Origin of the sequence: Micromonospora sp. C28SCA-DRY-2, from assembly GCF_030519475.1 — a bacterium.
In the GTDB taxonomy this organism is placed as follows: domain Bacteria; phylum Actinomycetota; class Actinomycetes; order Mycobacteriales; family Micromonosporaceae; genus Micromonospora.
In genome coordinates this window covers 236,986-250,461 of record NZ_JAUMKD010000006.1, presented here as the reverse complement: position 1 = coordinate 250,461, position 13,476 = coordinate 236,986, and the positions used below count along the sequence as shown (strand labels likewise).

Below are 13,476 nucleotides of genomic sequence, written 5' to 3'. Positions count from 1 at the left end.
ACCCGGACGATCACCCCTCGGCCGATCGCCGGACACGCCGCCGGGCGGGCTCACGCCCCGACGCGACGCAGCAGACCCTCCTGGACGGCGCTGGCGATCTGCCGGCCGTCGCGGGTGAACATCCGGCCGGTGGCCAGCCCCCGGGCGCCGGACGCCGACGGGCTCCAGCAGTCGTAGAGGAACCACTCGTCGGCGCGGAACGGCCGGTGGAACCAGAGGGCGTGGTCGAGGCTGGCGCCCACCACCCCGCCCGGGCCCCAGACCTCGCCGTGCACCGAGAGCACCGAGTCCAGCAGGGTGAGGTCGCTGGCGTAGGCCAGCGCGCAGGCGTGCAGCAGCGGGTCGTCGGGCAGCTTGCCGTCGATGCGCATCCAGACCCGCTGGTGCGGATCGGCGGGCCGGTCGCCGGGGCGTACCCAGCCGGGCTCGCCGACGTAGCGCACGTCGATCGGGCGCGGGATCTGCCCCCAGATGCCCAGCCGCTCCGGGTAGCGGGAGAGCCGGTCGGTCATGGTCGGGACCTCGTCCGGACCGGGCACGTCCGGCGGCAGCGGGGCGTGGTGGTCCAGCCCCTCCTCGGTCCGCTGGAACGAGGCCGACATGAAGAAGATCGGCTTGTCGTGCTGGAGCGCGACGCAGCGGCGCACCGAGAAGGACCGGCCGTCGCGGATGTTCTCCACCTCGTAGGCGATCGGCTCGGCCGGGTCGCCGGCCCGCACGAAGTAGCCGTGCAGCGAGTGCACGAAGCGCTCCGGGTCGACGGTCCGCCCGGCGGCGACCAGCGCCTGGCCGGCGACCTGGCCGCCGTACACCCGCTGCGGGCCGACCGGCGGGCTGATCCCCCGGAAGGTCATCTCGCCGGTCGGGGTGAGGTCGAGGACCTCCAGCAGCTGGTCGACGGCGGCCTGGCCGACCGCGACCTGGTCGGCGGTCACTGCAGCGCCCGCGCGGACGCCGCGTCGACCAGCGACCCGAGCTGGTGTACGCGCAGCGTGTTGGTCGAGCCGGGGGTGCCGGGCGGGCTGCCGGCGACGATCACCACGTAGTCGCCGGGGTTGGCCCGGTTGAGCCCGAGCAGCGCCTGGTCGACCTGGCGGAACATGTCGTCGGTGTGCTCGACGAACGGCATCAGGAAGGTCTCCACGCCCCAGGAGAGCGCCAGCTGGTTGCGCACCTCGGGCACCGGGGTGAAGGCCAGCAGCGGCAGGTCGCAGTGCAGCCGGGACAGCCGCCGCACGGTGTCGCCGGTCTGCGAGAAGGCGACCATCGCCTTGGCGCCGATGGCCCGGGCGATCGAGGAGGCGGCGACGGTGAGCGCGCCGCCGTGGGTACGCGGGTCGTGCTGGAGCCGGGGCACCCCGATCGAGCCGGACTCGGTGGTGGTGACGATCTTGGCCATGGTGCTGACGGTGAGCACCGGGTACTTGCCGACGCTGGTCTCGCCGGAGAGCATCACCGCGTCGGCGCCGTCGAGCACCGCGTTGGCCACGTCGGAGGCCTCCGCGCGGGTCGGCCGGGAGTTCTCGATCATGGAGTCGAGCATCTGGGTGGCGACGATGACCGGCTTGGCGTTCTCCCGGCACAGCTGCACCGCGCGCTTCTGCACCAGCGGGACCTGGTCCAGCGGCAGCTCGACGCCGAGGTCGCCGCGGGCGACCATGACGCCGTCGAAGGCCAGCACGATCGCCTCGAGGTGGTCGACCGCCTCCGGCTTCTCGACCTTGGCCAGCACCGGCCGGTGCACCCCGACCTCGGTCATGATCGCGTGCACCAGCTTGATGTCGTCGGCGGAGCGGACGAAGGAGAGGGCGACCAGGTCGACGCCGAGGCCGAGGGCGAAGCGCAGGTCCTCGGCGTCCTTCTCGGAGAGGGCCGGCACGCTGACCGCCACGTTGGGCAGCGACACGCCCTTGTTGTTGGAGACCGGTCCGCCCTCGGTGACCAGGCAGCGGATGTCGTTGCCGGTGACGTCGGTGACCTCCACCGCCACCCGGCCGTCGTCGATCAGCAGCCGGTCACCGGGCTTCACCTCCTGCGGCAGCTTCCGGTAGGTGCAGGAGACCCGGTCCTTGGTGCCCATCACGTCGTCGCCGGTGATCACCACCGAGTCGCCGGTACGCCACTCGTGCGGGCCGTCGGCGAACCGGCCCAGCCGGATCTTCGGCCCCTGGAGGTCGGCCAGCACCGCCACCGGCCGGCCGGCCGCGTCGGCCGCCTCGCGCACCAGCCGGTACACCGCCTCGTGGTCGGCGTGGCTGCCGTGGCTGAAGTTGAGCCGGGCCACGTTCATGCCCGCCTCGACGAGCCCTCGGATCCGTTCCGGCGACGAGGTGGCGGGGCCAAGGGTGCAGACGATCTTCGCGCGGCGTGTCACGCCCATCAGGCTAGTCTCTCCTCCGGGTCGCACTTCGGGCCGACCCCTCGCGGGACTGCGGAACAAATTGTCCAACGACGCGCGATCCGCGCGCAGCCGGCGGGCGGAACCCGCGCCGGGAACGTTGAGGTGGCGGGCATCGGCGACCGCGCGCCGGGAATCGTACGCCCCCGCCGCGAGCGCGCCCCCGGGTGCTCCCGGCGGGCCCGCTGGCCGGCGCGCCCGGTTGCGGCGGGGTGTCCGGCGGCGGTCATGGCGGCTCCTGGACCGGGGCCGGCCGCCGGCGCCCGGCGCGTCGGGCGGCGGTCCTGACCCGGCGACGGTAGCAGCGGGCGCCGGCCCGGCGCCGTCGCGATGACGACAACCGTCGCTGGTCGCCGGCTCAACCCTCCGTCTTGACCAGCGGAAACTCCAGCGAACCGGCCGGGCAGAGGAAGGTCATCACGTCCACCCGGTAGAGCCCCGCCTGGACCGCCGGGTCGGCCTCCATCACGCTGCGCACGTCGTCCACCGAGCCGGTACGGGCCAGGCCGAAGCCGATCGGCGGTTCCGGGTTGCGGGCCGGGCCGTCCACCGAGCCGGCGACCAGCACGATCCCCCGCCGTTGCAGCGCCTGCATGTGCTCGGCGTGCTCGGACTGCAACCGCTGGACCGTCTCCGCCGGCAGCGCCCGCCCGGCCGCGCCCGGATACAGCACGATGCACTCGTACGTGTCGAGCGCGAAGTCGACCTGCGGCACTCCGGCCATGACGCCCCCCTGCTCCGCCGGATCTCGGTAACCTGCGCCCAGCGTCCCACGCGCGGTCGCGGCGCGCGGTCGCTCGGGCCAACTGGCGCCCACCCGGGCGGACCCGGTGCGGTGCGGGCCGCCGGTCCGCCGGCCGGTCGGCGGACCGGGATGCGCCGGACGACTACCGTGGACGGTCCGGTCACGGGTCTGGTCATCGGAGGTCGCGGATGGACGATCGGGCACGGACGCAGCCGGCGCCGCTGCCGTACGCCGAGGTCACCGACGAGGCGTACGCCCTGGAGGCGGCGGCCACCTTCACGGTGCGCGAGTTCGGCACGGCCGTCGTGCTCAGCGGCGGCTGCCCGCGCTGCCAGGACCCGATCACCTTCGCCCTGGTCGACTCGGTGTTCCGCCGGGAAGCCCCGCCCGCCCCGCCGCTCGACCCGGACGGGCCGGCCGGCGGCACCCCGGCCGGGTCGGCGGCCAGCGCGGCCGTCGAGCCGGCCGGGGTGCCCGCGCCCCGGGGGTCGACCGGGCCACCCCCACCGAGCTACCGGACGATCTTCTGCACCTGCGAGGTCGCCCACCCGTACCGGGCGGAGGGGCAGGTCGGCTGCGGCGCGTACTGGACCCTGCGGCTGGACGCCGAGCCGTGATCCGGCTGCGCCCCGGGCCGCCGGCCACGGTGGCGGACCTGCGCCAGGCGCAGGCGCTGGCCGGGCTGCTGCGCGCCGAGTTGGAGCGGGTCCGGTCCGCCGCGCTGGCCTGGCGCAACGGGCTCGGCGCCCTGCTGCTCGCCCTGGTCGGCTTCAGCCTGATCCGGGGCCGCACCGACGTGGGCACGCTCGCCCCGGGCTGGGCGACGCTGGTCGGCGTGCTGCTGCTGGCCGCGCTGGTCACCGGCGCGGTGGGCGCGCTGGCGCTGCTGCGCGCCGCGCACGGGCGGCTGGCCGTCACGCCGGTGGCCACGCTGCCGCCCCCGCCGATGGGCGACCACCAGGAGGTGGTGGCCGCGGTCCGCGCCCTGCGCACCGGGGTGGGCCTGGTGCTGCTCTGCGCCGCGCTGCTGGTCGCCGCGGTCGGCGTGACCTGGTACGGCCCGCCGCGCACCGGCCCGTTCGTGCAGGTCGGCGGTGGCGCCGGTCCGGTCTGCGGGACGGTCACCGCGACGACCGGCGGGACGCTGACGGTCCGCACCGCGACCGGACCGGTCCAGGTGCCGATGACCGACACCACCACGATCAAGGCGGTACCGGCCTGTTGAACGGGACGGGCCGGACCGGCACCCAACGGCCGGTCGGTCACGACCCGCGGCCGGCGGCCCGGCCACGGGACCCGACGATCCGTGGACCGCGCACGGCCCCGGCGACGGGAGGCGGGGAACGGAGCTGGCGGGTCGGGGGTCAGGGGCCGACGTGCACGTAGGCGGCCCAGAGTTCGGGGGCCTCGCGCAGCGCGTGCCGGGTCTCGCGGACCGCGCCGTGCAGGGCGACGGCGGCCCGCTCCGGGTCGATCCGGCCCGGCCCGGCCGCCAGGCCGGCGTAGAGGCGGTCGCAGAGCCGGACGGTGACCGCGTCCGAGATGGACCAGAGCGAGCCGATCACGTGCCGGAAGCCGGCGAGCTGGAAAGCGGTGCCGAGGCTGATCGTCTCGTCGGGCAGGGCCGCTCCGCCGCGTACCGTCTCGCAGGCGGAGAGCACCGCCAGCCCGGCCGGCGCGGTCGCGCGGAGCTGCCACAGGTCACGCACGTGCAGCGGGCCGTCGGCGAGCGCGAGCCGGCCGAGGGCCGGGGCGGCCAGGTCCTGGGTGCCGTGGCAGGACAGGTGGGCGACCGGGCGGCCGGCCAGCGCGGCGAGCACCGCCTCCCGGGTGGCCGCCGGGCCAGTCAGCGGCCGCACCCGGGCCAGGTGCCGGGCCACGATCTCCTGCTCCCGCGCGACGCCGGGCAGGTCGGCCAGGCCCGGGGTCTGCGGCAGGCCGACGAAGAGCGCCGCGTCCACCGCGGCGGAGCCGGCGGCCCGGCCGTCGTCGGCGCGCAGCAGCTCCCGCAGCGAGGCCGTGTACGACGGGACGACCCGGTCCAGCGCCCCGTCGCCGGTGGGCGGGCCGGCGGCGTGCAGGGGCAGCAGGCTGAGCAGCCCGGTCGGGCACCACCAGAGGCGGGTCAGGTCGGTGCGGCCGGCGGTCGCCGGGCCGAGGTCGTCGAGCACCGGGCGGGCCACCGCCTGCCACAGCCAGTCGAGGGTCCCGGTGATCGTCCGCCGGGCCGCCAGCCGGCGCCGCTGGTCGGCCAACGCCTCGCCCGGCCCGCCACCGGGCGCGCCGGGTGCGGTGGGCGTGGCGCCCGGCCCCGCAGGTGCGCCGCCCGGCCCCGCAGGTGCGCCGCCCGAGCCCGCGGGCGCGGTGTCCGATCCGGCGGGCGCGGTGCCCGATCCGGCGGGCGCGGTGCCGGGAGGCGCGGTGGCCGTGCCGATCGCGGTGAGGAAGGTGACCACCCGGTCGACCAGGTCGGCCGAGGTCAGCTGCGGCAGCGGGACCACCCGGACGCCGCCGCCGTCGACCACCAGCGCGTCGCAGCGGCGCCGCGCCACGTTGACCAGCACGACCGGACCCCGGCCGGCGGCCCGGGCCAGGTCGGCGAAGACGGGTGGGCGGAGGAAGTCCGCGAAGCCGGGCAGCCGGCGGATGTCGGCCAGCAGCTCCCGCCGCCGGACGGCCAGCTCGTGCCGCCGCTCGGAGTTCCCGGCCGGCGCTTCGCTGTCGCCGCCGATGGCCGGCCCGCCGACCGCCGCGCCGGTGGCCGGTGCGGCACCCGCGGTTGTGGTGGCCAGGGCCCAGTTCTGGCTGAGGCCGTCCAGTTCGGCCTGCACCTCGGCGAACCGGTCGGCCAGCTCCGGCGCCCGGTCGCGGAGCGCGTCGAGGCTGACCCGGGCGTCGCGGACCCGGGTGAGCAGCACTCCCCGGCCGTACTCCAGCAGCTCCACCGCCCGCTCCGGCCGCCCCGCGTCGACGGCGCACGCGGCGGCCGCCCCGGCCAGCCCGGGGAACAGGGCCAGCAGCCGGGCCTGGTCGTCCGGATTCATGCCGTGCCAGGCGACCAGGTCGATCAGCTCGATGGCCGAGGCGTACCCGGTCAGGGCGGCGGGCAGGTCGCCGAGGTGCTCGGCGAGGGTGGCGTACCGCCGGGCGGCGGTGGCCCGCAACAGCGAGGGCGCGGCCTCGACGGCGGCGGCCTCGCGCAGCGCGGCGAGCGCCTCGGCGCGCAGCGCGCCGGGCGAGGTGCCGGACCACTCCCCGGCGGGCGCGGTCGCCGCCGGGTCGGGTTCGGCCGGCCGCGCGCCGCCGCCGAGGACCGGGACGCCGCCGCCGGCCCGGGCGGCCGCCTCGTCCAGCGCGACGGCCAGGTTGAGCAGGCACATCGCCCGGTCGGGGTGCCCGGCGGGGAGGCCGGTCGGCGCCTCCCGGTAGGCCCGGATGGCCGCGGCGAGGTCTGCGGAGCGACCGATCCGGCAGAACCGCAGCAGCAGCATGTTGCCGAGGTTGATCGACAGCCGGTGCCGCTCCGGGCCGCTCCCGTCGGTGACGTCGCGGGCCGCCACCAGCGCGTCGACCGCCTCGTCGAGCGCCGCCGGCTCACCGGTCACCTGGTGGCGCAGCAGGTTGGCCAGCGCCAGCGTGCCGAGGGCCAGGCCGGTCTCCCGTGCCTCCGCGCCCCGCCGTGCCAGGTCCGCCGCCTCGCGCAGCGCCGCCACCGCAGCCGCCACGTCCGGCCTGGCAGGTTCGACCACGCCCCCCGGGGCGGCGAGGGTCACCTCGACCCGGCGGTTGAGCGCCGAGCCGTAGTTGGTCAGGGCGAGAAAGCGGTCCGGGTGCTCGGCCGGGCTCGTGGCGACGGCCCGGTGCAGCACCTCGACCGCCTCGGTCAGGGTGGCCAGGTCCTGGGTGCGGGCGAACAGGGTCTGCAACACCAGGCCGAGGTTGGACAGGTACACCGGCAGCTCCGGTGAGTCGGGCCGGGCCGTGGCCACCGCCTCCCGCAGCACCGCGGCGGCCGGCTCCAGCCGGTCGGCCGCGCCCGTCCGGTCGGCGATCTCCCGCCACAGGTCGCCGAGGTTGTTCAGCACGTTCGGGCGGTCGGGGTGCCCGGCCGGGAGCAGCCGCTCCGCTTCGCGCAGCGCGTCCTCGGCGGCGCGCAGCGCGTCGAACCCGTCCAGAGCGGCGTGCCAGCTGTGCAGCGCGTGCGCGAGGTCGGCGAGGCGGACCGCCCGCTCGGTGTCGTCGGAGGCGCCGGCGACCCCGAGCCGTAGCAGGTGGATCGCGTTGTCGAGGTCGGCGGCGCGCCGGTCCCGGGCGTACCGCTGTTCGAGCAGCTTGCCGGCGGCGTGGCGCAGGCCGTCCGGGTTCGGCCCGTCGGCGACGGCGGCCAGGTGGGCGTCGATCGCCGCGTCCAGGTCGGCGGGGTCGCCGTCGGCCTCGTGCCGGGCGCCGAGCAGCGCGGCCAGGCCGACCCGGGCCACGCCGGCCAGTTCCCGGTCGAGCCCGCCGGCGGCCAGCGCGGCGCGGTACGCCTCGATCGCGGCGTCCCGGTCGGCGGCGGCCTGGGCGCGTACGAACCGGTCGGCCAGGACGCTGCCGAGCAGCACGGTCAGCCGCGGGTCGGCCATGCCCTCGGCGGCCGCGGTGAGGGCCTCGACCGCCCGCTCCAGGTCGGCCGGATCGTGGCGCGACCGCCACCGGTCGCGCAGCCGCTGGCCGAGGTTGGCCCGGGCCATGGCCCGGATCCGGGGGTCCGCCCCGGCGGCCCGGGCCGCGTCGCCGAGCAGGGTGATCGACCTGTCCAGCGCGGCCCGGTCACCGCTGAGCTCGTAGCTGTCGCCGAACACGTTGCCGAGGTGGAACATCCGCACCGGGCGTTCCCGGTCACCCGCCGGCGTGGATTCCAGGCTCTCCCGGTGCGCCTCGACCGCCCGCCGCAGGTGCTCCGGCGACCGGCCCCGGTGCAGGAACAGGTCCCGGTGTGCCTTGCCGAGCGCGGAGAGGTAGTGCAGCCGGGCGGGGTCACCCGCGGGCGTGCCGGCGACGGCCCGGCGCAGCAGGTCGGTGGCGCGCTCGGCGGCCGAGTAGTCGCCGCTGCGCTCGGCCCCGCCCATCAGCCGTACCGCCTCCAGGAACAGCCCCATCGCCTCCTCGCCGGACGAGCCCGGACCGGCGGGCGAACCCGCCCGACCGGGCGAGCCCGAGCGGGCGCCCGCGTCGGGGGGCGCGGACCGCTGCCCCGGCACGCCGCCACGGGCGGCGGTGGACCGGGGGCCGTGCACCCGCAGCATCGCCGCCAGCGAGGGCGGCACCTTGTCGGGGGCGGCGGCCAGCAGCATCTCGGTGAGCAGCACCGCGTGATCCAGGTCGGCCTGGTCCTGGCCGGCCGGCAACACCTGGTACCGGTACCAGTGCAGGCAGGCGATGAGGAAGACGGCCTCCGCCGTGGCGTCGTCGACGCGGTCGCGGCGGGCCGCCCCCGCGACGAGGTCGGCGACCGCGTCCGCGTCCCGCATCGCCGCCGGGTCGAGCACGTGCCGAGGGTCCATGGTGGAGCCGAACGCGTCCAGCCGCCGGCGCAGGCGACCTACTGGATCGGTGTTCCGTCGCCACATCGGGCCTCCCCCGGTCGGCTCCCGCCGTGCTCCCTCAGGGGTAGCAGAACGGTACGACGGCCCGCGAGCGCAAAGCCGACATCGCGCCCGGCGGCGGTGGCTAGATTGGCCGCAGGCGACGAGAGGACCACGACTATGGCAGGCGACGGCGGCCGGCCGCCCGCGAAGGCGTCCGGCACCTACCGGATCGGCGGCGACCTCCAGGTCGACCGGCTCGGCTACGGCGCGATGCAGCTCACCGGCCCCGGCGTGTGGGGTGACCCGAAGGACCCGGCCGAGGCGGTGCGGGTGCTGCGCCGCGCGGTCGAGCTGGGCGTCACCTTCATCGACACCGCCGACTCGTACGGGCCGTTCGTCAGCGAGCTGCTGATCCGCCAGGCGCTGCACCCGTACCCGGACGATCTGGTGATCGCGACCAAGGCCGGGTTCACCCGCGCCGGGCCCGGCGACTGGCGACCGGTCGGGCGGCCGGAGTACCTGCGCCAGCAGACCGAGCTGAGCCTGCGTCACCTCGGCCTGGACTGCATCCCGCTGCACCAGCTGCACCGGATCGACCCGAAGGTGCCGCTGGAGGACCAGCTCGGCGAACTGGCGCTGTTGCGGGAGGAGGGCAAGATCCGGCACATCGGGCTCTCCGAGGTGACGGTCGAGCAGATCGAGGCGGCCCGGACGATCGCCCCGATCGCCTCGGTGCAGAACCTCTACAACCTCGCCGACCGCGGCGCGGAGCCGGTGCTCGACCACTGCGAGCGCAACGACCTGGCCTTCATCCCCTGGTACCCGATCGCCACCGGCAACCTGGCCCGGCCGGGCGGTCCGCTGGACGCGATCGCCGCCGAGCACGGCGCGACGCCCGCCCAACTGGCGCTCGCCTGGCTGTTGCGCCGGTCGCCGGTAATGCTCCCCATCCCGGGTACGTCGTCGGTGGCGCACCTGGAGGAGAACGTGGCAGCGGCCGGGGTGACGCTGACCGACGACGAGTTCGCCGCGCTGTCCCGGGCCGCTTGAGCACGGCCCGCCCCGAGGGTGCCCGGCCGCGCCGCCGGACACCCCCGGGCGGGTCAGGCCGGGGTGTCGGGCAGCTCGCCCGGTTCGCGGGCCGCGCGCAGCGCCTCGGTCGCCTGGGCCAGCAGGCGGGCCGAGTCGGTCCGGCCGTTGACCTGCAACTCCACCTCGGTCTCGCCGGACTGGATCCGGATGCTCGCCTCGGTGCGCTGCTGGTCGACCCAGGTCTGCAACAGGTTGAACAGCCCCGGCAGCAGCCCCTGCGCCAGCACCGCGATGATGACCGCGTCGCTGAACCCGGGCCGGCCGCCGCCCGCTCCGCCGGCCGGGCGGACCGCCGGCCGGTACTCCGGCCGCCGGTGGATCCAGTCCAGCAGGGCGACCTGGGGCGGCTGCCGGTGCCGGGGAACGATGGTCAGCCGCACCGGCTGCCGCGTCGCGTTGTCCACGTCGGTCACGTCGGGTCTCCCGATCAGTCGCCGGTCTGGAAGGTGAGGCTGTCACCGGTGGCGGTGAGGACCCCGTCCACCACCAGTTCCTGCTCGTCGGTGAAGGGGGTCGTGCCACCGAAGTAGCCGGTCGAGGTGCCGGTGGCGCGGATCCGGCCCCGGCCCTCGTACGGGGTGGTGACCCGGGCCGTGTCCGGGCCGGTCAGCTCCACGCTGATGCGAGGGTAGTCGAGCACCTGCCAGGTGATCTTCCGTACCCCGTCGCCGTAGTAGCGGAACGGGCAGCCCTCCGGAGCCGCGACGGCCTTCTTGGCGCACTCGTCCAGGTAGGCCCGGACGCGCTCCTCGGCGGCGGTGGTGGCCGCCGGCTTGACCACCGGGTTCAGGCCGAGCGGGACGGCCTGCGGCTGCCCCGGGCCCACCTGCACCGGCTCCGGGGGCACCTCGCTGAGCGCGCTGCCCGGGCCGGTCGCCGTATAACCGCCGGCCGGCAGCGCCAGGACCCCGCCGCCCTCGCCGGTGGCCGGGATCGGCACCCCGTTGAGCGCCAGGCCGGTGCGGCCGGGCGGCACGTCGAGCGGGGTCAGGCCGTCCAGGACCCGCCAGCCGTGGAACAGGCCGGCGGTGGCCGACGTCTCGCGTCGCAGGGCGAGGGTGCCGGTACGCCGCTCGCCGCCGAGCCGGTAGGAGACGGTGGCGGTGGCGCGGTCCTCGTCCCGTTCCAGCCCGGTGATCTCGACGTCGGTCGGCGGCTGGTAGCCGTCGGCGCGGAGCACGTCGGCGAGCAGTTTCCGGTCGGCCACGGTGGTGCGCTCCTCCGGGGTCAGCCAGTCGAGCGCCGCGTCGACGTCCCGGTCCGCGAGGGCGGAGAAGTATCCGTCCACCGCCGCCTGGGGCCGGAAGAAGGCCCACTGCACCACGCCCAGCCCGGCGATGCCCACGCACAGGGCCAGCGCCGCCGCGCCGGCGACCAGCCAGCCCTTCGGGGTGCCGATCGGCCCGGACTTGCCGAAGATCAGCTCCGGGGTGACCGGGGCGTCGACGGTCGCCGGGGCGGACGCGCGGTCGAGCCGGTCCAGTCGCAACTCGTGCGGCGGGTGGGTGGCGCAGACCGCCTCGTCCCAGCCGCTGCGCCCGGTCTCGAACGACCGGCGCCGCTCCAGGATGGCGCGCAGCCCGTCGACGTGGCCGGTGAGCACCGCGCCCAGGTCCGCCCGGTACTCGGCCGCCCGGACGTCGCGGGCGTGCAGCGGCAGCACCACGTACTTCATGGTCAGCAGGACCGGCCAGAAGAACAGGAACACCACGAAGTTGGTGGCCGGATGCGGGAAGGTCCGCATCAGCCACGCCGGGACCGCGTGCACCAGGGTCAGCGGCAGCGCGACGCCCCGGACGAAGGCGCTGGTCACCTCGTCTCCGGCCCGCCAGTGCACCAGTTCGTGGCTGAGCAGCGCGGCGACCTCCTCGTCCGGCTCGGTCAGCACGCTGGTGGTCACCACGATGTGCCGGGCGTACGTCCGGGCGTTGGCCAGGACGGGGTCGTCCTCCATCAGCAGCCGCGGCACGGTGGGCAGGCCGAGCCGGTGGGCGCACTGCTCCAGCACGGGGCGCAGCCGGGCCTCCTCCCGCCGGCTCGGCTCGCGGGCTCCGGAGACCACCAGCAGGCGGGGTTCCAGCAGCACCCGGTAGAGGGTGTAGAGCAGGCCGATCAGGGCGGCGGCGGCCACCATGCCGAGCAGGCCGGTCAGCAGCGCGACCGGCTCGTCGAGCGCGGCGTGCCAGGGCAGCAGCAGCACCAGGAGGAAACCGGCCAGGAAGCCGACGGCGAACCCGAGGAAGCCGCCGAGCACCCCGCCCGAGCGGCTGAGGAACGCGTCGACCAGCGGGCCGACCACCGGGGTGTCCCGCACCTCGGCGGGGAGCTGGTCGGCGACGCCGAGCGCGCCGGCGAAGAGGCCGGTGACGGCGAAGGAGATGCCGCCCCAGACCGCGGCGAGCAGGGCCAGCGGCAGGTAGAACCAGGTGGCGACGAAGGCGCCCAGCACGCCCCGCCAGTCGCGCAGGATCCCGGCGCGCAACCAGACCAGCGCGCTCGGGTAGCCGGGCGGGCGGTGGGCGATGTCCCGGCCGGACGGCGGCGGTTCGGTGGGCGGCTCGGCGGCGCGTACCACCGGAGAATCGGTCATGGTCGCGGCTCCTCGGCGGGTGCCGTCGTGCACCCGGTGAGTCGTGTGTGGACAGCGACGCAGGTTATCGAGCAGGGCCGATCGTTGTCAGCCCCGCCCGGTGTCGGTCATCCGACCGCGCCGGCCCGTGCCGACCGCGGGGGCGCCGCGCCCGCACCGGGATCGGCGCGGGCGCGGAACCGTCGCGGGCGGCGCCGTCAGAGCGCGTAGCAGTTGGGTCGCACCGGGGCGTCGGTCAGCGCGCCGCGGACCACCGTGTAGGTGGTGCCGTCGAGCACCAGCCCGAGGTGCCCGACCACCCGCAGCGGGCAGTACGACTGGATCAGCACGTTGGTCGACCCGTCGTTGAGCAGCGCGTTGTCCACCGGCCGGACCAGTTCGTCCTGGAGCGTGCGGACGGTGGTGTACCGGAGCGTGCCGGGGGTGTCGTCGCCCGCGTTGAGGTCGGCGAGGAACGCCGAGCCGATCGACATCTGCTGGCAGGCGACCACGCCGGCGCAACTGCCGAGGCCGAGGAACTTCAGGATGTTGGCCACGTAGGTGCCGTACTGGGGTGAGCCGAGGCTGACGTAGCGGCCGACGACGCCGGTGCCGCCGAGCCGCTTGAGGAAGTAGCGGGAGACGAGCCCGCCCTCGGAGTGGCCGACCAGGTCCACCCGGGCCGCGCCGGTGGCCGCGCGGACCTGGGCCACGTAGCCGGCGAAGGAGCGGGCGGAGGCGGGGATGTCGCCGAGCCCGAGGCCGGGCAGTTGGTAGATGAAGACGCGGTACCCGTCGGCGCGCAGGCGAGCCGCGAGCGGCTCGTAGGCGACGGCGACGCCGCTGAGCCCGCCGACGACGATGACCGGGTTGGCGGCGGCGGTGCTGGCGGTGGCGGCGGGCGCGGCGTCGGCCCGGTCCGGTGCGGCGACGGCGGCGGTGGCCGGGACGAGCAGGGCGGTGGCGGTGGCGAGGGCGGCGGCGGTGGCGATCTTTCGGAGCAGCATGGCTGCACCTCCGGCGGGAGGCACCCGGCGAACCGGGGAGACGGGTGGGTTTCCGATCGACCGTGCGACGATGATGCGCGTCACAATCCAGAAAC

The 13,476-nt window shown here is 76.2% G+C and carries 10 protein-coding genes; 3 read left to right on the top strand and 7 right to left on the bottom strand.

The window, feature by feature from the left end; all coding sequences use genetic code 11:
* Nucleotides 1-50 precede the first annotated feature (50 nt).
* From Q3W71_RS23995 to Q3W71_RS23985, 3 genes are all read right to left on the bottom strand, one after another.
* The gene (locus tag Q3W71_RS23995; protein WP_302921686.1) at nucleotides 51-935 is read right to left on the bottom strand and encodes an acyl-CoA thioesterase II; all 885 of its coding nucleotides are present in this window, start codon (nucleotides 933-935) and stop codon (nucleotides 51-53) included.
* Entirely contained in the window at nucleotides 932-2,380 is a 1,449-nt protein-coding gene (gene pyk / locus Q3W71_RS23990; protein WP_302921685.1) for a pyruvate kinase, read from the bottom strand. The genes Q3W71_RS23995 and pyk overlap by 4 nt, the downstream gene beginning before the upstream one ends.
* Before the next feature lie 376 nt (nucleotides 2,381-2,756).
* Nucleotides 2,757-3,122, bottom strand: a complete 366-nt coding sequence (locus tag Q3W71_RS23985) for a YciI family protein (protein ID WP_302921684.1) — start codon at nucleotides 3,120-3,122, stop codon at nucleotides 2,757-2,759.
* 209 nt (nucleotides 3,123-3,331) lie between these two features.
* Between Q3W71_RS23985 and Q3W71_RS23980 the strand changes: the two genes are divergently transcribed.
* Together Q3W71_RS23980 and Q3W71_RS23975 are read left to right on the top strand one after the other, a co-directional pair.
* On the top strand, nucleotides 3,332-3,760 hold the full coding sequence (locus Q3W71_RS23980) for a hypothetical protein (protein WP_302921683.1): 429 nt from the start codon (nucleotides 3,332-3,334) through the stop codon (nucleotides 3,758-3,760).
* Complete coding sequence (locus Q3W71_RS23975) at nucleotides 3,757-4,368, top strand: hypothetical protein (protein ID WP_302921682.1); 612 nt, start codon at nucleotides 3,757-3,759, stop codon at nucleotides 4,366-4,368. Before Q3W71_RS23980 ends, Q3W71_RS23975 begins: the two co-directional genes overlap by 4 nt.
* A gap of 139 nt (nucleotides 4,369-4,507) precedes the next feature.
* Here the strand turns inward: Q3W71_RS23975 and Q3W71_RS23970 are convergent, their stop codons facing one another.
* Nucleotides 4,508-8,755 (bottom strand): CHAT domain-containing protein, encoded by a 4,248-nt coding sequence (locus tag Q3W71_RS23970; protein WP_302921681.1) that lies wholly within the window; start codon nucleotides 8,753-8,755, stop codon nucleotides 4,508-4,510.
* A gap of 135 nt (nucleotides 8,756-8,890) precedes the next feature.
* Here Q3W71_RS23970 and Q3W71_RS23965 point away from each other — a divergent pair, with 135 nt between their 5' ends.
* On the top strand, nucleotides 8,891-9,763 hold the full coding sequence (locus tag Q3W71_RS23965; protein WP_302921680.1) for an aldo/keto reductase: 873 nt from the start codon (nucleotides 8,891-8,893) through the stop codon (nucleotides 9,761-9,763).
* A 53-nt stretch (nucleotides 9,764-9,816) separates the two neighbouring features.
* Here Q3W71_RS23965 and Q3W71_RS23960 read toward each other — a convergent pair whose 3' ends face one another.
* From Q3W71_RS23960 to Q3W71_RS23950, 3 genes are all read right to left on the bottom strand, one after another.
* Nucleotides 9,817-10,218 carry a hypothetical protein gene (locus Q3W71_RS23960; RefSeq protein ID WP_302921679.1) on the bottom strand — a complete coding sequence of 134 codons (402 nt, stop codon included), beginning with the start codon at nucleotides 10,216-10,218 and terminating at the stop codon, nucleotides 9,817-9,819.
* A gap of 14 nt (nucleotides 10,219-10,232) precedes the next feature.
* Complete coding sequence (locus Q3W71_RS23955; protein ID WP_302921678.1) at nucleotides 10,233-12,395, bottom strand: M48 family metalloprotease; 2,163 nt, start codon at nucleotides 12,393-12,395, stop codon at nucleotides 10,233-10,235.
* Nucleotides 12,396-12,592: 197 nt separating this feature from the next.
* Nucleotides 12,593-13,381 carry a triacylglycerol lipase gene (locus Q3W71_RS23950; protein WP_302921677.1) on the bottom strand — a complete coding sequence of 263 codons (789 nt, stop codon included), beginning with the start codon at nucleotides 13,379-13,381 and terminating at the stop codon, nucleotides 12,593-12,595.
* Between the last annotated feature and the right edge of the window lie 95 nt (nucleotides 13,382-13,476).